We start from the raw sequence: 18306 nt of genomic DNA on the forward strand, positions 1-18306 counted from the left end.
CAGCGGTTATATTTGGCGGCGCCCTGCCCGCCTGCGCCCACCGCAGCCGAGCGCATCGACCGTTCGGAGAGATCCCATCTTGCGACGTACCGCCACGAATTACCGGCTGACCGTCGCGGCTCTGGTGCTCTTGCTGGCGCTGATCGTCGGACTCAACGGGTGGGGAACCTTCTACACCGACATCAAGCCCGAGGTGTATCTCGCGCCGAGTCGGATGATCTCCCAATACCTGTCGGCATGGACGGCTACGCCATACCTGGGGTCCCCCAACTTCAACGTCGGCCTGGTGCCGGTGCTGGTCGTGACCGCGGCACTTCGCGGAATCGGGCTGTCGCCGGAGTGGACCTACAAGGTATTCCACTTCGCCCTCTGGCTGCTCACCGCGTGGGGGACGGTCCGGCTCACCCGGCGGCTGGTGCCGCGCGCCGGACGGTGGGCAGCACTGACCGCCGGCGTCCTGGTGCTGGCGAATCCCTACACGATCCAGGCCGGCGCGACCCTGGCGATCGCCTTGCCGATGGCGCTGCTTCCGTGGAATCTGCTCTGCTTCGTGCGGGCGGTGCACACCACGGGCAACAGGGTGCGTGACCCGCGCGGGTGGGCCTGGCCGGCAATGTTCGGTCTGACGTTCTTCGCGATGAGCGGGATGAACGTCGCGGTCGTCCCGGTCTTCCAACTGCTGGCGCTGCTGCCGATCATCGTCGTGGCGCGACTGGACTGGCAGATCAGCTGGCGCGACATTCTGCTGACGCTGGGCAAGTGCGCGATTTTCGTCGTCGGGGTGTCGGTCTACTGGCTGGAGCCCGGTTTCGGCGCGCTGAGCACCGGCAACCAGATCGTGGGGGAGTCCGAGACGATCACCGGCATCGCCAAGGTGTCGTCCTTCCCGGAAGTGCTGCGCGGCATGGGCCTGTGGCCGCTCTACGGTCACGACAGCAACGGGCCATGGGTGCCGCAGGACACCGTCTATGTCACCAGCCCGGTCATGATCGTGCTGACCATGCTGTGGCCGGCGTCGGCTCTGCTGGCCCTGCGCTGGCTGCCTCGGGCGATGCGCCGGATCTGCGCGCTGAGCATCGCGATCGCTGCTGTGGTGATGGTCGGTGCCTTCCCCGGTGCCGATCACACCGCATCGCCCTTCGGATACGCCTTCCAGCACTTCCTGAGCCTGCCGGGGATGGGTGCCTTCCGCACCACGAACAAGGTCGGTGCGGTGCTGGCACTGGCGTTCGCCATCGCGCTCGGTGCCGCCGTTGCCGCGGTCGGTCCGCGATTGATGAGGCACGACTTCTTCGCACCGATCGCGGCCATGATGGCGGTGCTGCTGGTGGTGGCGTGGACGCTTCCGGCGCTGACCAACCGGCTGTACACCTCGCCGATGAACATCCCGTCGTACTGGCGGCAGGCCGCCGCCGCGATCGACAAGGGCAACCCCGACTCCAGCGTGTTGTTCCTGCCGGGCCAGACGCAGGCCGACTACCGCTGGACGGTGGAACGCCCTGACGACGTTGCGAATTCGCTGTTCACCCGCAACGTCATCATCCCTGAGACGACCCCGAATGCGTCCGCGCCCGGAGGCAACTTCCTGCAGTCGATGGACGCCACGCTGCAGAACGATGTCGGCCCGTCGACGCTGGTGTCGACATACGCACGCTATCTGGGAGCGGGCACCGTCCTGCTGCGGCACGACATGCAGTGGGAGGACGACGGCGGCGCGCGCCCGGCGACCACCAGCGCCGAGTTGGCCGGTGACCCTGGTCTGTTCGGTGTCGCCAACTACGGGCAGCCCGGGGAGTATGTCGTAGCGCCCGATGAGAACGCCGCGGCATACGGCGAGGAGATCCTGCCGCCGTTGCAGCAGTACGACGTGCAAGGCGCAACCACTTCGTTGCGCGCGCAGCCGATCTCGAACTCGATCGTCGTCGCCGGTGACGGGTGGTCCGTGCCGGCCATGACCGCGGCCGGTCTGCTCGGGTCCACCCCGACGTTCCAGTACGCCCAGAACCTCAGCGCGTCGCAACTGGCCGACTCCATCGGCGGCGACCACACGCTGGTGCTGTCGGACACCAACGCCCGCCGGCTGGCCATCACCAACCGGCTGACCGACAACGAGGGCCCGTTGCTGGCGGCGGACCAACCACTCGACGGACCCACCCGCACGCTGGGCACCGACGTGGCCGACCAGACGGTGCTGGTGCGCTCCGGTGCACAGGTGACGGCGACGTCCGAGGGCAGCGCCTTCTTCGACCTGCCGTATGCGGTGCCCGCGAACGCCCTCGACGGCGACCCCTCGAGCGCATGGCTGTTCGGCGATTTCAACCGCGCGCGTGGGCAGGTGTTGACGATCACCGAACCGGCGCCGGTGACCATCGACACGATGCAGATCGCGCAGGCGCAGGTCGGCAGCGTCAAGATCGACAAGGTGACCGTCCGCGCCGGTGGGAAGGCCGTCACGCAGACACTTCCGGACAGCGGCTACGCCACCTTCGACCTGGGCGGGGTGGCCGCCTCGAAGGTCACGGTCACCATCGACTCCACCCGCGGGTCCGGGTTCAACCTCGTCGGCATCAGCGACATCAAGATGCCCGGACCGCTGGCCCAGCAGGCCGCCCGCACGCCGCTGACCTTCTCCCGGCAGTACTCCGAACTGACGCCCGCGCAACGCGCCGTGTTCGACCGCACGCCGTTGGACGTCCTGCTCACCCGCGACCAGGGAACCTCCGGATCGACCACGGACGACCCCGAGATCTCGCTGCGCCGAATAGTGACACTGCCCGACTCACGCACCTTCGACACGATGGCCGCCGTGCGCGTCCAAGGGTCCCTCGAAGCCGTCTATGACCAGGTGGCGGGGTACTCCAGCTCGGTGCAGGCGTCCTCGTCCGGGTTCTATTTCAACAATCCCTCCGAGCGCGCCTCGATGGCGGCCGACGGTGATCCGAGCACCGCCTGGGTGCCCGGCGGGTCGGTCAAGGGCGGCTGGTGGCAGATCACCGGCCCGCGACGCGCGATCACCTCGGTCGCCATCACCCAGCACGCTGCTCCCAGCGATCCGAGTGGCGACCAGACGCTCTACGCCGGTCGGGTGACCATCACCGTCGACGGTAAGGCGGTCGGCACCGGCACCCTGGCTCGCAACGGCACGACCACGATCCCGATTCCGACAGTCGACGGGCGGCCGGTGACCGGGCGAACGGTGCGTATGACGATCGACTCCACCTCGGGCGACCTGGCCGGTGCACCGCCCGCCTTTCCCTCCATCGCCACCGGCGTCACGATGCACGCCACCACGACCACGCCCATCTCCCGGGCCGGGGCTGGTGACCCCCGGTGCATCACGGTGGCCACGATCGACGGATCCCCGGTGCGGATGCGTCCGGCCACCCAGACCCTGGCCGGTGCGAGCTCACAGGGCACCGCATGGGTCGGTTGCGGCACCGTGAAGGTCAGCGCGGGTCAGCACCAGATCGACCAAGCACCCGGATTCACCCTGGACTCGCTCAACCTGATCGATGTGCAGACACCGACGGCCTCGACGGTCGCCCCGAGTCCCAGCACCACGGTGATCGCCAACGGCACCACCAGCAAGAAGCTGACGGTCAGCAGTGCGGCGGGCTTCGCCGTCGTCATCAGCCAGAGCTACGACTCGAGATGGCAGGCCACAGCCAACGGCAAGAGCCTGGGCACCCCACAGATCATCGACGGCTACTCCGTCGGCTGGATCATCCCCAAGGGCGGCAATTACACCATCGACATCCACTACGGCCCGCAGGTGCAGGCCGACGTCACTCTCGGCGTGAGCATCGTGGCGGTGCTCACCGCAGCAGCACTGGCGGTCCAGCCCTTCGTCCGGCGGGTACGCCGCCGGCGGGGGCACGATGACGACACCGAGCCGTATGACGATGACGACCCCGACGACCTCGATCCGGTCGCCGGGCGCACGAACCGTCGCATCCGTCTCCCGCGGGTGTGGAAGGAGATCGCCCTGGTGGTGTGCGGTGCGATCTTCGTCGGCCCGGCCGGGGCCGTCGCCGCGTTGGTGGTGGTCGGCACACTGCGTCTGCGTCCGGTCAGTGCCTGGCGCCTGCAGGTCGCCGGGGCCGCCTTGCTGATGGCTGCGATCGTGGTCTACCTGATCGCACTGGGGCCGCTGCGTGGGCAGTTGAGCGCTGACGGTGTGGCGCGGAACATGTGGCCCAACTACCTCGCCGGCGCCGGGTTGGTCGTCGGTCTGACGGGCGCCCTGCGCGGCGACTGGCGGCGGCATACCGACGACGGGTCCGATGGTTCGCCTGACGAGCAGGCTCCCGGCGGTCGGAGCGCGGATGCCTGAGCAGCCACTGGTCAGTGTCGTCGTGCCGACCCGCAACAACCGGCGCACGATCCGCGCCTGTCTGAGGTCTGTGCGCGAACAGAGCTACCCGCGCATCGAACTCATCGTCATCGACAACCACAGCACCGACGAAACCTTCGACGTGGCAACCGAACTCGCCGATATCGCGCTGTCCGGCGGGCCGGAGCGGTCGGCCCAGCGCAACCTGGGCATCGAGCGCGCCACGGGGGAGTGGGTGCTGTGGCTGGACAGCGACATGATGCTGCCGCCGGACAGCGTCGCGGTCGCGGTCGCGACGGCGACGGCAACCGGAGCGACGGGCGTTGCACTACCGGAACGCACGATCGGCTCCGGCTTCTGGACAGCTTGCCGCGCTCTGGAACGCGAGTGCTATCTCAACCAGCCGCTGCTGCACAACCCGCGCCTGGTGCGCCGTGAGTACCTGGCCGGCGACGGCGGATTCCACCTGGCGATGTCCGGGCCCGAGGACGCCGATCTGCGGTTGCGGATGCGCGCCGCCGGCGAAGGCATCGAACTGGCACCGATCATCGTCGACCACGACGAGGGCAGGCTCACCGTCCGTGACGTGCTGAGCAAGCGCTACTACTACGGTCGCAGCATCCCGGCGTTCGCCGGCCGCCACGACGGCGCCGTCAGCACCCAGGGCCGTGCGGTGCTGCGGGCGTATGTCGTCAACCGGCGTCTGCTGGCCCGCGATCCGGCACACGCGGCGGGCATGGTGCTGCTGCGTAGTCTGGAGGTCGTCGGCTATGCACTGGGCGCCCGTCGTGGGCAGCATGACCGCAGAGGGGAGCGAGACGTATGACGCGGCGCATGCTGTGGGTGTCGCTGCCCGATCAACGCGCGCGTCGTGAGCTCTACTGGATGAGCCGCATGCCCGGCACCGAGGTCACCGCGCTGGCCGCGCAGGAGCCGGTGGGCGACATCACCTGGATCCCGAGCACCTATCGGCGGCCGGTGAAGCGCTTCGTCGAAGCGGGTGCCCTCGCCTGGATCGACGGCCTCGACCGGCAGGAGCCTGCGGCATACGACTGGGTCACGTCGTTGGAGCTGTGCTCGCTGGTGACCGGTCAGGCCAGCGACTGGCGCCGCGGTGGACAGCCGCTGCAGGCGGTCATCACCTGGGAGAACCTCTCCCACCAGCCGTTGTACAAACTGCCCCCTTATCGCAATGCGCTCGACTCGTGCCGATCGGCGGACCTGCTGTTGTGCATGGTTGATGCTGCGCGAAATCACCTGCTGGACAACGGTTTTCCGGATCGGATGATCCGGGTGGTGAAACCCGGCGTCGACACCACGATGTTTGCTCCCGCCGATGACCCGGCGCTCGAACCCACAGTCGTGTTCACCTCGCCACTGGCTCCGAACAAGGGCATCGACCGGGTGCTGGCCGCGATGCGGCTGGTCCGTCGCGAGATCCCGCAGGCACGACTGCTCGTCGCCGGCGACGGTCCGCTGCGCGACAAGGTCGCGGCCGCGGCAGCCGACCGGCATACCGGTGTCACGTTGATGGGACACCTGGATGCCTTCGGGGTCGCCGAGCTGCTGCGCTCGGCAGCGGTCTTCTGCACGGCACCGCGACCGACCTGGAAGTGGACCGAGCAGCTGGGCCTGGCTTATCTGGAGGCTCAGGCGTGTGGAATCCCGGTGGTCACCACCCGGTGCGGCACCAACGACGAGGCCGTCCACCCGCCGAATCTGCTGGTCGAGGATTCCGCGGAGGCGGTCGCCGAGGCGCTGCTGACCTTCCTGCGTGATCGCGACCTGCGCATCCGCGTCGGCGCGGCCAACCGGGCCCGGATGGTGGCCGAGCACGACCTGGTCACGCAGTGCGCACGGATGGGTGACGCCTTCGCCGACATCGAGGCGCAGCGAGCCTGATGCGGGTCAAGCTGGCCCTGCCCGGTCGCGGCGACCGGTCGACCCGACCGGACCACCGCGCGCTGGGCGGTCTGGTCGGTCTGGTGTGCGGACTGCTGGCGCTCGGGCCGGCCCTGCGGCCGGGATACCTGTTGTTCTACGACATGGTCTTCGTGCCACGGCTGGCGTTCAGCGACCGGACGATGGGCGTCGACGGCTCGGTGCCACGTGCCGTGCCCAACGACTTCGACGTCGCGGTCCTGTCACACCTGGCGCCCGGCTGGGTGGTGCAGAAGGTGCTGCTCATCGGGGTCTTCGTCGCAGTCGGTGCCGGCGCCGCCGGGCTGATGCGCACGCGGCTGGGTGCCGTCGCCGCGGCACTGGTGGCCGCCTGGAATCCTTATCTGGCTGAGCGTCTGGCGATCGGCCACTGGGGTTACCTGCTCGGCTACGCATGCGTTCCTTTCCTGGTGAGCGCCGCTGCAGGCTGTCGATCCGGTGCAGTCCGTGGGCGCTTCCGGCTCGGGGTGTGGCTCGTGGTGCTGGCCTTCACCGGGTCGACCGGCGCGGTCTTCGGGCTGATCGCGGTGCTCGCCGTGCTCCTCGCACCGGGGCCGCGGCCGTCGTGGCACCGCAGCATGCGGGACATCGGCTGGGCACTGCTGATCTGGCTGCTCGCCGATGCGACGTGGTGGTTCTCCTATCTGTTCCTCGCGCCGACGCCGCCCGGCGGCAGCGCCGGGGTGACCGCCTTCATGGCACGCGCCGACACGCCATACGGCGTGATCGGCTCACTGCTCACCGGCGGCGGCATCTGGAACCAGGGGGTGTGGTTCTCGGCCCGCTCCTCGGTGGTGGTCTCCGGGCTGGCGCTGCTCGTCGTGGTCGTCGCCGTCGTGGTTGCGGTCCGCCGCCGGGTGTGGCGCCAGAGCCCGGCCCTCGCCGGCCTCGGCATCGCCGGGGTCATCTGTCTGGTGCTCGCGGGCGCCAGCGCGCTGCCCGGCGGCTCGCACGTGATGACGATCCTCGGCAACGACCTGCCGGGCGGTGGCCTGCTGCGCGATGCCCAGAAGTTCGACGCCGTCTGGATGATTCTGGTGGCGGTCCTGGCCGGACAACTGGTGGAACGCACGCGTGACCTCGGCATCCGGGTCGGCGCGCAGCGCAGCACCGCCCTGGTCTTTGCCGCGGCGCTCGCGGCCTGGCCGCTGATCACCCTCACCGGAATGGCGTGGGGCGCCTGGGGGCGCTGGCAGGCCGTGGACTACCCCGCGTCATACGTGCACACAGCGCAGCAGATCGACCGGCTGCCACCGGGTGGGGTCGCGGTCTTTCCGTGGACGCAATACCGCAGCTACGCCTGGGACGGACACCGCGTGCTGCTCGACCCGTGGCAGCGGCTGGTGTCCCGGCAGGTGCTGGTCAACGATGCCCTGCCGCTGACCAGCGGTGTCGTTCCGGGCGACGACCCCGACGCGCGCAAGGTGACGCAGGCGCTTGCCGACCATGGCGACGTCGCCGCGGTGCTGCGCTCGGTCGGGGTGCGCTATGTGCTGGTCGAGACCGATCAGCCGGTGGCCGCGGGTCTGCCGAACCTCGCGGGCGACCGGGTGCTGGTCGCCGCCGACGGATTGCGCCTGTACGACCTGGGACCGGTTCATGTGTCCGGTGGCCACGACGGGCCGTTCCGTTACACCGGATGGTTACTAGCCGGTATGTCGGTGCTTCTCGTCGGCGTGGCAGGTGTGTCCGCCGGGCGCTCGGCGACAGGGCCGCCCGCCGGAACCAGCGCGCGCCACGAGGATCTCTAGGCCTGTCGAACAGGGCCTGCTTTGCTATGCTGAGCCGAAAGTCATTGATACGGCATCGACGTCCCGGGCGTTCCCCTGGGCGTGATCGGTCCAGGAGAGGCGCGGATGAATCCGGCAAACAAGATCATCTACAACGTCGGCGGCGCCATCGTCGGCGCGCTGCTTGCTGCCGTCGCGATCTTCGGCCTGGTGCAGCAGCAGGGCTCGCAGACCCAGCCGCAGACCTACAAGGGCGCCATCACCTACAACCAGTGATCTGACCGCGGCGCCGTGCGCACCGCACAGAAGAACTTCGACATCGGCGATGTCGACTCCCGTGATCAGGGTGTCGGCGTCGCCGATTCGTGTTCGGCGACGATCTCGTCCAGCGACCGCAGCCGGGGAGCCACGATGGGGGGTGAATCCGGTCGCTCGACCTGACCCAGCACCGACCGGATCGACCGCTCCAACTGCGCACCACTCGAACGCCAGTCGAAGGACAGCGCGTGCTCGCGAGCGGTCACGCCCAGCCGGTGCCGCAGGTCATGGTTGGTGAGCAGCACCCGCACCTGGTTGGTCAGTTCGTCCGCGTCGGTCGCAAGCAGCCCGGTCAGCCCGTGCATGATCGACTCGGTGGGTCCGCCGGCGTGCTCGAAGGCCAGCGCCGGCGTCGCGTGCAGACCCGCTTCGACGATCGTCAATCCCCAGCCCTCCTTGTGCGAGGGCATCAGCACCAGCCATGACTGGGCCAGCAGTTGATGCTTGCGCTCCTCGGTGACGAAGCCGTGGAAGTCCACCCGGTCGGCGACGCCCCGCTGGTGTGCGTGATCGACCAAAGCGTCGCGCCAGTAGCCCTCACCGACAACGTTCAGCCGTAACTCCGGCTGGTCGACGGTGAGATCGGCGAGTATGTCGATCGCGATCTCGACCTGCTTGTGGGGCACCAGCCGCCCGAGCACGGTGATGGACGGCGCCGGCGTGCGCGGGACATCGGCATACTGCCGCAGATCCGCGGGGTGGTCGTTGCCGGAATACACCAGGTCGATGCGATCGGCGTCGACGCCGAGCCCGACGAGGTCGCGACGGCTCGCCTGAGAGACGGTCACGTAGCGCGATCGGCGGTAGACCCACGGAGCGACCCGGGATTCGAGGAACCACCCGATACGCGCGACGCGCTGGGGAAAGATCACCGACCACTGGTCACGGTGGGTGTGATGCACGATGTTGATGACCGGTGTCCCGGTGACCAACGGGCTCCAGAAGGGCACACCGTTCTGCACATCCAGGATCAGGTCGAAGTCGTCGCGGTGCTGGGCGGCATACAGCATTCCGCGCAGATAGCAGGTGAACCGGCCACCGCGTCGCAGCACGCGCACCGGGCCGTGCCGGTCGACGGCGGCGCTGCCGGGAAACCGGCTGGTGACGATGGTGACCTCGTGCCCGAGTTCGGTGAGCACCTCAGCGGTGCGCTCGGTGAACGTCTCGGCACCGCCTGCTTCGGGGTTCTCACGATCGCGCCAGGAGAGGTACAACAGGCGCAGTCGCGGTGCTTCCGCGGTGTCGGACACCGGCACGTCGATACTCCTTCTGACCACCGCTGTCGGAGCGGGTGGTCCTGACAGGTCGGCCGATAGACTAACCGCATTCCTACTCGGAGGTAACCCAGATCACAATGGTCGATGCGGTGTGTGAGATCTGTGCCGGCCGACTGCGCGACCGGCATGTCCGCGGTGGCGCGACTTTGCAGGAGTGCTCCGGGTGCGGCCACCTGCTGCGGTCACTCGCCTGCGCCCCCGCCGGCCACCGTGATCATGCCTACGGCGGCGAACCGACGCTGGACCGGTGGCGGCTGGCGCTGACCTACCGGTTGTTGCGGCGGCACAGTTCGCCTGCATCGGTCTTCGAGGTGGGTTTCGGCACGGGCGCTCTGCTGCGGCGATTCCTCGATGACGGCGCCTCGGTCGCCGGGGCGGACCCCGACCAGTTGGGGCTGTCGGTCGACCCGCGCGTGCGTGCAGTGGGCGACCTGCACGCCTGTGCCGTTGAAGACGTCGCCGATCAAGCGGTCTCCGCCGACCTGGTCTACGGCATCCATGTCCTCGAGCACGTGCGCGACCCCACGCGCACGTTGCAGTTCGCCGCGCGCCTGCTGCGACCGGGCGGCAGCGTGCAATTCCTCACGCCGGCAGGGGACAGCGACGGCTTGCGGCTGTATGGCGCCGCCTGGTGGATGCTCGAGGACCCGACCCATGTGCGCTTCTTCACCGCCCGGAGTCTGACTCTCGCGGCAGAGGCCGCCGGGCTGGTCGACATACGGGTCGAACGCCCGGCACTCGACAGCACCTCCACCGACGCGGCCAGCCTGGTGCGACTGGTGCGCCCCGCGCAACGGCCCGGTGGCGTGCTGTCCTCGGCGCCCGCGGTGGTGAGCAGTATGGCGACCACACCGCTCGTCCTCGCCGCACGCGCTGTGGCGCCACGCCTTCGCCCCACACTGCACCTGATCGCACGGAGGCCGCACTGATGCAGCGTGGGATCGCCAGGTCGGTGCGGTTGTTCCGTGCGTTCCGCCTCGAACAGTCACGGCCGGAGGTCTTCTACGGAGCGCTCGCGGCGGACTCCATCGAACTGCTCGACGAGTGGACGACCCTCGACAGCAAGGTGGTCGTCGACGTCGGAGCGGGGCCGGCGGAGTTCGCACACGCGTTCCGCGCTGCGGGAGCCCGGTATGTGCCGGTCGACTATGACCCGTCGGTGTCGTCGGTCCGCGACGGTGGTCTGGTCGCGACGGCCGAGTCGTTGCCGTTCGCCGACTGCAGTGTCGACGTGGTCTTCAGCAGCAATCTGTGGGAGCACGTGCGCGACCCGGAGGCCGTCGCGGACGAGGCGGTGCGGGTCGCGCGGCCAGGCGGGCTCGTCTTTCTGTCGTACACCAACTGGCTGTCGCCGTGGGGTGGACACGAGACGTCGCCGTGGCACTGGCTGGGCGGCGAACGAGCCGCCCGCCGCTACGAGCGGATCAACGGTCACGCACCCAAGAACACCGTCGACAAGACGCTGTTCCGGGTGAGCGTCGCGCAGGGCCTGCGCTGGGCCCACGGGCAACCAGACGTCGAGTTGCTTGCGGCCCGACCGCGCTATCTCCCCGACGCCGCGCGGCACGTGCTGCGGGTCCCCGGTGTCCGCGAGATCGTCACCTGGAACCTGCTGCTCATCCTGCGGCGGCGATGAGCACACGGCAGAAGGCGCCTGCCGTCGATCGGGTGCAGTGGTGGCTCGCCGTGGCTGCTGTCGTCGTGCTGCCCTGGCTGATCTCTCCTGGCCTCACGGAGCCGGACACCAAGATCGACCTGACCGTGTCGCCGTGGCGCTACCTGGGCCGTGCGCTGGACGCTTGGAACAACCACGCCGGCCTGGGCGAACTGCAGAACCAGGCCTACGGCTATCTCTTTCCGATGGGTCCGGTCTTCGGAATCTGCCACAGCCTCGGCATCGCGCCCTGGGCCGCTCAGCGGGTCTGGTGGACGCTGCTGCTGGTCGTGGCCTTCACCGGCAGCCACCGGTTGATCCGGCGGCTCGGCGTCGCCGACGGTGCGCCCGCGTTGATAGCCGCAGCCGCCTACGCACTGTCGCCTCGCGTGCTGACCGTGCTGCCGGTCATCTCGATCGAGGCCTGGCCGTTGGCGCTCGCGCCCTGGCTGGTGGTCGCCGTCATACCGCTCGTCGACCGCAGGGCACCCCGTCCGGTCGTATGGCGCTCGCTGGCCCTCGCCGGCGTGCTCGCTGCGACGCTGGGCGGCGTCAACGCCACGGCATCAGGCATCGTGCTCGCGCTTCCGTTGTTGTTTCTGATCACCCATCGCGTCGGCCGCCGTCGCGTGCTGCCCTGGCTGGTCGCGGTCGTCGCCGGTGCCGCCTGGTGGCTGCTGCCGCTGCTGGTGCTCGGCAAGTACGCCTATCCGTTCCTCAACTACATCGAGACTGCGTCGATCACGACCGCGGTGACATCGGTGCCCAACGATCTGCGCGGCGCCTCCGACTGGATCGCCTACATCCTCGACAGCGCGAATCACCCCACCTGGCAAGGCGGTTGGGTGATCGCGCAGTCGGTGACCGCGATCATCGCGACGAGCGCCGTCGCAGCGCTCGGCGCCTGGGGGCTGCTGCGCTGGCGCGGTCATCTGGCCCGGTGGTGCATCGCGAGCGTCGTCGGCGCGACCGTGTTCATGGCGATCGGGCACGCCGGCATCGTGAGCGGGCCGTTCGCCGGACCTGCACGGGCGCTGCTGAACGGCGCGCTCGCACCGCTGCGCAATGTGCACAAGGCCGATCCGATGATCCGGCTGCCATTGATCATCGGCCTCGCCGGGTTGCTGCAGTACTTCGCCCGGTCGGCGAAAGTCCGGCACCGGTTTCTGCCAGCCGTCCTCGCCCTGTTGGTCGCGGTTGCCATGACGCCGATCTGGCAGGGACGCGTGGGGGCGCAGGGGGCTTACAACGGCATACCGAAGCAGTGGTCGCAGGTGGCCACGGCCGTCGATGCCGCCGCTCACGCCGACGGTGGTGCCACGATGCTGCTGCCGAACTCCCGCACAGCGACGTACACCTGGGGCAGTCCCACGGACGAGCCGCTGTCGGCGCTGGCGACGTCACCGATCGTGACGCGAGAGGCCGCGCCGCTCGGCATACCGGCATCCACGCGCATCCTCGACGTCGCCGACGAACTCGCTGCATCGGGTGCGCCGCAACCGAGCCTCGCAGCGGGTCTGGTCCGGATGGGCATCACCCGCATCGTGCTGCGGCGCGATCTCGCCTCGGTCGTGCAGGCGGAGCCGTGGCAGTTGGTGCAGCGGACCCTCGCTGCCTCACCGGGTTTCCGCGCGGTGCAGACCTTCGGCAGCGGCACGTCCGCCCTCACCGTCTACGACGTGACCGCGCCGGGCGCACCGACCGCGACGACCGACGACGTGACGGCATACAGCGGCAGCAGCCCGCTCACGGTGGCCGGCGGTCCCGAGGCGATCTTCGACCTGTATGCCGCAGGGCTGATCTCGGCGCAGCAGTGGCTGCAACTGGACAACTCCACGACCGGCAGCGCGGACATCGTGACCGACACGATGCGCTGGCGGGCCTACAACAACGGGGTGCCGACAGCGCTCGGTTACAGTCCGACCCTCCCGGCGGACGACACCGAGCCGGACCACATCGGCTCGCGCGACCTGCCACCTGCGACCGATGTGGCCGAGCAGCCGACTCGGCGGCTCATCGGCCTGTCCGCCTTGACCGCCTCCTCGTCGGGTGCCGACCCGTTCGCCAAGGCGTACGTCAGCCCGGCAGCCAGTGTGTATGCCGCAGTCGACGCTGACCCGGCGACATCCTGGCTGACCGGCGACCACGAGCGCGTCGCCACCCTCACCGCGGACCTCGACCCGGTCGTGACGGTCAGGTCTGTGCGGCTGGTACTGGCCGGGCCGGCGCAGGGGGCCTCGCTGCCGTCGACGGTCGAGGTCACCGTCGGCGGAGTCCGCCGACAGATCGCGGTTGACGGTCGACGCGATGTGACCGTTCAGTTGCCGAGCACACGAGCAGGCACGGTCCGCGTGCAGCTGACCGCGGCGGCCGGCAGTACCGACCCGGTGCTGGGTGTCACCGAACTGCAGATTCCCGGAGCCACTCTCGGGTCGGTCATCTCGCTGCCGCATCCGATCGATCCCGCACGGCAGGCCGTGTTGATCACTCGGGATCCGCTCGAACGGTCCGTCGATGCCCGGGCGGGTGAGGACGGTCCGGATCTGGTGCGTCAGGTCACCTTCGACAGCGCCGGGGTGTTGCCGGTGAAGGTGTGGGTGCGCCCGGTGCCGGGCGCGGCGCTGCAGACTCTGCTCGCACAGTCCGGCGGCATCGTGAGCCTGGGCTGCGGTCAGGCCGGCCGGGTGCGGGTCGGCGGCGCGACCGTCGACCTCCGCCTGACGGCGGCGCGCAGCGACGTGGTGGCCGGGGGCCTGCTGGCGGCGACGCCCTGCAGTGCCGGCCTCAGCGTGGCAGCGGGCTCGACCACTGTCACGGCCGCTGCGGCGCCTGCTGTCCAACCCGATCTGGTGCTGCTGGGTCATCCCACGGTGGCAACCGGATCCACCCGGGCTGTGCGGGTGCTCACCGACGATCCCGGTCACCGGGTCGTCGACGTCGCTGCCGGCCCAGCCGGGGTGATCGCGCTGGACGAGGGCTTCAATGCCGGATGGCAGGCCACCGATGCCTCGGGCCACCGCCTGCAACCGGTGGAGGTCGACGGCTGGCGCCAGGGGTTCCGGTTGTCCGGCACGAACGCGCAGCGGGTGACCGTCGATTTCACGCCGACGACGCCGCAACGTCTCGGCTTGCTGATCGGAGCGGTGCTGGCTGTCCTGCTGCTGGCGGTGCTGTGTGCGTGCGCCGTTGTCTGCCGCCGGCGCGGGCTGACCGCGCGCGTCGAGCAGGTGCGGCTCGACGACAGACACACGGTCCTCGCGCCGCGGCGGATCATCGCCGCGGTGGTGAGTGTCGTCGTCGCGACGCTGGTGTGTGGTCTTGCGGGAATCGTGGTCGGGCTCCTGGTTGCGGCCGTGCCGAGGCGGTGGCTGCGGCATACCGCACTGGCCGGTCTCGTCCTGGCCGGAGTGGCACTGGCCTTCCTCGGCGTCGTCGACCAGCGGTCGGCCGGAGCCGTCGCCGGTCAGCTGCTCGGCACCGTCACGCTGTGTGCACTGGCACGCGGGGGCGTTGAGGCGAGCGATGCACCCGGCGCAGGATCGGCTGCTCCACCAGCACCGCCGACGCCCAGGCGATCAGCACACTGAAGACCCCGACCGCGAACAACACCCGGGTGAACGATCCGGTGAAGATCGACCAGCCCGTGAGCAGGTAGATCAGCTGCAGGAGCAGCACGTGCCACAGGAAGACGCCGTAGGAGATGTCGCCGACGAACCGCGTCGCACCCGCCCGTGCGACGGCGGCCCATCGTTGGTCGGAGGGTCCGCGCACCGCAGCCAGCAGCAGAGCTCCGGCGAGTATGGCGTACAGCGTCTCCTTGGTGACTGCTTCGGCGACGGTCGGCAGTTGCAGCTGCCGCGGTCCGGCGAGCGAACTGGAGGCGACCAGGAAGACCACCGCTCCCACGGCGATCCAGGTGCCGACACCGACCGCGGCGAACCGGTCGAGGTCATGGTTGGCCGCTGCGACCGAGATCGCGGCACCCACCGCGAACCACGCCGCATGGCCGAGGACACAGGTGGCGAGCACGCCCGCGTGTCCGTGGGGCTGCGACAGCGACCAGGCAGCACAGCCTCCCTGGATCGCGATGCCGACCACGGCCACTGCGGCGAGGATGCCGTAACACAGACGCGAGTTGTGACGCCGCAACCGGCCGAGCGCCACACCGATCGCGGGAACGAGCAGATAGAAGGTGCCCTCCGTCGTCAGGCTCCAGGTCTGGGAGAACGCCTGATACGACTGCCCGGTGTACCCCTGCACCAGGAAGATGTGAGCCAGCACGGTGCCCGGTGAGCCCGGCCCACCTGAGGCGCTCCAGGTGACTGCCACGAGCAGCACGGCGACCAGTGCGATCCAGTAGGCGGGCAGGATCCGTGCCGCCCGCCGGATCGCATACGTGCGTACCGACGGCTGGGGCCTCGTGGCGCCAGCGAGCAGCCAGGGTTGCAGCAGCAAGAAGGCGCTGATGGCGAAGAAGATCGCCACGCCGCTGTCTCCCCGGGCGAGCAGCCCGCCGGAGACGTCCATCGTCGACGCGCCGGTCCAGAACGCCACGTGCGCGAGCAACACCAGCGACGCGGCCACCCCGCGCAGGCCGTCGATGAGGCGGTACCGCGGCATGTGTCCACCCTCTCAGGCCGGATTTCCGAGCCTCTTGGAAGCGCGGCCGTCGCTCTCGTCAGTGACTACTCTGCAGTAGGTTAGTGTGTCGCCCGCCACAGCCGGTGGCATCGATGTCTCACCGCGGAGGCCACCCACATCATGACCGTCCCGGACACGCAGGTCGCGGACTCCACGACCCTGGACCCGACCCGGCCGGTCCTGCGCGCGCGCGCTCCGCTGCGGATCTCCTTCGCCGGTGGCGGCACCGATGTCGCGCCCTTTCCGCAGCGCGAAGGTGGCGCCGTGCTGTCGGCGACAATCTCCAGTTTCGCGTTCTCCACCTTGCGGCCACGATCCGACGGCAAGGTCACCGTGCAGTCGCTGGACTACAACACCGCGATCGGCTTCGGCATCGACGACCCGGTCGAGTTCGACGGCCAGCTCGATCTGCCGAAGGCCGCGATCCGGCGGATCCGCGACATCGACGGGGCCCGGCCGTCCGGCGGATTCGACCTGTTCCTGCACACCCAGGCGCCTCCTGGTTCCGGCCTCGGCTCGTCCAGTGCCGTCATGGTGTCGGTCATCGGTCTGGTCGCCCAGCACTGCGGGCTCGACCTCACGCCGTACGACGTGGCCGAACTTGCCTATCGCCTGGAACGTGAGGACCTGAGCATCCCTGGTGGTTCGCAGGATCAGTACGCCGCGGCCTTCGGCGGCTTCAACTACATCGAGTTCCAGCCGAACGAGGTCATCGTCAATCCGCTGCGGGTCCGCGATGACACGGTGCACGAGCTTGAGCACAACATGCTGCTGGCATTCACCGGCAACACCCGCGTCAGCGACCACATCATCGAGGATCAGCGCACGCGTTACGAGGACGGCGTGTCCGAGGCGCTGGAGGGCTTGCGGGCACAGAAAGAGCTCGCGGTCCGGATGAAGGTCGCCCTGGTGCGCGGCGAGGTCGACAGGTTCGGCGAACTGCTGGGTCAGGCGTGGGCGCAGAAACGCAAGATGTCGGCCAAGATCAGCACTCCGCTCATCGACACCGCTGTCACGACGGCGCTTCGCTGTGGGGCTCTCGGCGGCAAGGTGACCGGCGCCGGCGGCGGCGGCCACCTGGTCTTCGTGTGCGAGTTCGAACGCCGACACATCGTGGCGCAGGAGTTGCTCAAGCTCGGCCTCACGTTGTCCGAGATCACCTTCAGTCAGCAAGGTGTGACCACGTGGCGGGGGCAGAGCTGATGTCGCACGAGCACGCGCTGCACACCGTCGGGCCGCACCAGCGCGCGTCGGCCGTCGCGGGGCAGCACCGCAACGGTCTGGCAGCCTGGGCCCGCCTGTCGCAGAATCTGGCCGAGCCCGACCTCACGGCACGGGTCGATGCAGCAGGCGAGGCACTGCTCTCGGCGCTGGTCGCCGGAGGCACCCTGCTGGTGGCCGGCAACGGCGGCAGCGCGGCGATCGCCAGTCACGTCGCCGCCGAGTTCATCGGCAAGTGCATCCACGACCGCGACCCGCTGCCGGCGATCAACCTGTCGGAGTCGCTCAGCTCGGTGACTGCCGTCGGCAACGATTACGGCTTCGAGGAGGTCTTCGCACGCGGTGTTGCAGCGCATGGCCGCCCCGGCGACGTGCTCCTCGCGATGTCGACGAGCGGCACCAGCCCGAACATCCTGCGCGCCTTGTCCTGCGCGCGAGAGCGTGGCCTGCTGACGATCGCGCTGTCAGGTGGCTCCGGCGGAGCGCTGCCCGGCGCGGCCGACCACGTGCTGCTCGCCCCCTCGCAGGAGACACCTCGGATCCAGGAAGTGCACATGTTCTGGGCACACACCTGGTGCGAGGCAGTCGACGTCGTATGCCGGTGACGCTCTCCGACGCGGAGTTGCTCGGCGAGGCGACCGGCCCCATAGCGGCAGGCACCCCGACAGCGGCATACGACATCGTCTTCCTCGATCGGGACGGCACCCTCAACGTCCATCGACCGGGGTATGTCGCAGACCCGGCCCGGTTGGTACTTCTGCCGGGCGCGGCGCGCGCCGTCGCACGGCTGAATGCAGCAGGCTGCCGAGTCGTCCTGGTCACCAACCAGCGGGGGATCGCGACCGGCCGGCTCACCCGTGCCGGGCTCCTTCTGGTGCATCGCACTCTGGTCGCCCAGTTGGCTGCGCAGGGGGCGCACCTGGACGCGCTCCAGGTGTGCCCGCACGACGTCGGCACCTGCACCTGCCGCAAGCCCGCGCCCGGGTTGTTCGAGACTGCGCTGCGCCGAGCGACCTGGGCGTCACCCGCGCGCTGCGCGATGGTGGGGGACCAGCCCAGTGACATTCTTCCGGCGGCCGAACTCGGGATGACCACGGTGCTGCTCGGAGAGGGAACGGCATCCCTGGCGGCAGCCGTGCAGCGACTTCTGTGACGCTGCCCGGTCAGGTCCGGACGGCGACACACCCCCGC

General features: G+C 69.4%; 13 protein-coding genes. 11 read left to right on the forward strand and 2 right to left on the reverse strand.

The features are described 5' to 3' along the window. The first annotated feature begins 79 nt into the window (after positions 1 to 79). From BKA23_RS07105 to BKA23_RS07125, 5 genes are all read left to right on the forward strand, one after another. Positions 80 to 4333, forward strand: a complete 4254-nt coding sequence (locus BKA23_RS07105) for an alpha-(1->3)-arabinofuranosyltransferase domain-containing protein (RefSeq protein WP_170226409.1) — start codon at positions 80 to 82, stop codon at positions 4331 to 4333. Continuing rightward, a complete protein-coding gene (locus BKA23_RS07110; protein WP_145226759.1) occupies positions 4326 to 5159 on the forward strand; it encodes a glycosyltransferase family 2 protein in 834 nt (277 codons plus the stop codon). Before BKA23_RS07105 ends, BKA23_RS07110 begins: the two co-directional genes overlap by 8 nt. Then, entirely contained in the window at positions 5156 to 6235 is a 1080-nt protein-coding gene (locus BKA23_RS07115) for a glycosyltransferase (protein ID WP_145226761.1), read from the forward strand. The genes BKA23_RS07110 and BKA23_RS07115 overlap by 4 nt, the downstream gene beginning before the upstream one ends. Beyond that, positions 6235 to 8025, forward strand: a complete 1791-nt coding sequence (locus BKA23_RS07120; protein WP_145226763.1) for an MmpA family trehalose lipid delivery protein — start codon at positions 6235 to 6237, stop codon at positions 8023 to 8025. Before BKA23_RS07115 ends, BKA23_RS07120 begins: the two co-directional genes overlap by 1 nt. Positions 8026 to 8130: 105 nt before the next feature. Beyond that, on the forward strand, positions 8131 to 8280 hold the full coding sequence (locus BKA23_RS07125; RefSeq protein ID WP_145226765.1) for a DUF2613 family protein: 150 nt from the start codon (positions 8131 to 8133) through the stop codon (positions 8278 to 8280). A 65-nt stretch (positions 8281 to 8345) separates the two neighbouring features. Here BKA23_RS07125 and BKA23_RS07130 read toward each other — a convergent pair whose 3' ends face one another. Next, complete coding sequence (locus BKA23_RS07130; protein WP_246104501.1) at positions 8346 to 9578, reverse strand: glycosyltransferase family 4 protein; 1233 nt, start codon at positions 9576 to 9578, stop codon at positions 8346 to 8348. 110 nt (positions 9579 to 9688) lie between these two features. On the opposite strand from BKA23_RS07130, the gene BKA23_RS07135 reads away from it, so the two are divergent. The 3 genes from BKA23_RS07135 to BKA23_RS07145 are packed head-to-tail and all read left to right on the forward strand — an operon-like array spanning position 9689 to position 14840. Then, complete coding sequence (locus tag BKA23_RS07135; RefSeq protein WP_246104502.1) at positions 9689 to 10528, forward strand: class I SAM-dependent methyltransferase; 840 nt, start codon at positions 9689 to 9691, stop codon at positions 10526 to 10528. Next, the gene (locus tag BKA23_RS07140; RefSeq protein WP_145226769.1) at positions 10528 to 11235 is read left to right on the forward strand and encodes a class I SAM-dependent methyltransferase; all 708 of its coding nucleotides are present in this window, start codon (positions 10528 to 10530) and stop codon (positions 11233 to 11235) included. The genes BKA23_RS07135 and BKA23_RS07140 overlap by 1 nt, the downstream gene beginning before the upstream one ends. Beyond that, entirely contained in the window at positions 11232 to 14840 is a 3609-nt protein-coding gene (locus tag BKA23_RS07145) for an alpha-(1->3)-arabinofuranosyltransferase domain-containing protein (RefSeq protein ID WP_145226771.1), read from the forward strand. The genes BKA23_RS07140 and BKA23_RS07145 overlap by 4 nt, the downstream gene beginning before the upstream one ends. Here the strand turns inward: BKA23_RS07145 and BKA23_RS07150 are convergent. Then, complete coding sequence (locus BKA23_RS07150) at positions 14734 to 15873, reverse strand: acyltransferase family protein (protein ID WP_145226773.1); 1140 nt, start codon at positions 15871 to 15873, stop codon at positions 14734 to 14736. The two genes, BKA23_RS07145 and BKA23_RS07150, sit on opposite strands and share 107 nt — an antisense overlap. Before the next feature lie 141 nt (positions 15874 to 16014). On the opposite strand from BKA23_RS07150, the gene BKA23_RS07155 reads away from it, so the two are divergent. From BKA23_RS07155 to BKA23_RS07165, 3 genes are read left to right on the forward strand one after another with little or no spacing between them, the layout of a single operon-like run. Beyond that, entirely contained in the window at positions 16015 to 17097 is a 1083-nt protein-coding gene (locus BKA23_RS07155) for a GHMP family kinase ATP-binding protein (protein WP_145226775.1), read from the forward strand. Then, positions 17079 to 17720, forward strand: coding sequence for a D-sedoheptulose-7-phosphate isomerase (locus tag BKA23_RS07160; RefSeq protein WP_246104503.1), 642 nt, complete (start codon positions 17079 to 17081; stop codon positions 17718 to 17720). Before BKA23_RS07155 ends, BKA23_RS07160 begins: the two co-directional genes overlap by 19 nt. Further along, on the forward strand, positions 17711 to 18268 hold the full coding sequence (locus tag BKA23_RS07165) for a D-glycero-alpha-D-manno-heptose-1,7-bisphosphate 7-phosphatase (RefSeq protein ID WP_145226777.1): 558 nt from the start codon (positions 17711 to 17713) through the stop codon (positions 18266 to 18268). Before BKA23_RS07160 ends, BKA23_RS07165 begins: the two co-directional genes overlap by 10 nt. Positions 18269 to 18306: the final 38 nt, after the last annotated feature.

The sequence above is a fragment of the Rudaeicoccus suwonensis genome, assembly GCF_007829035.1.
GTDB lineage: Bacteria > Actinomycetota > Actinomycetes > Actinomycetales > Dermatophilaceae > Rudaeicoccus > Rudaeicoccus suwonensis.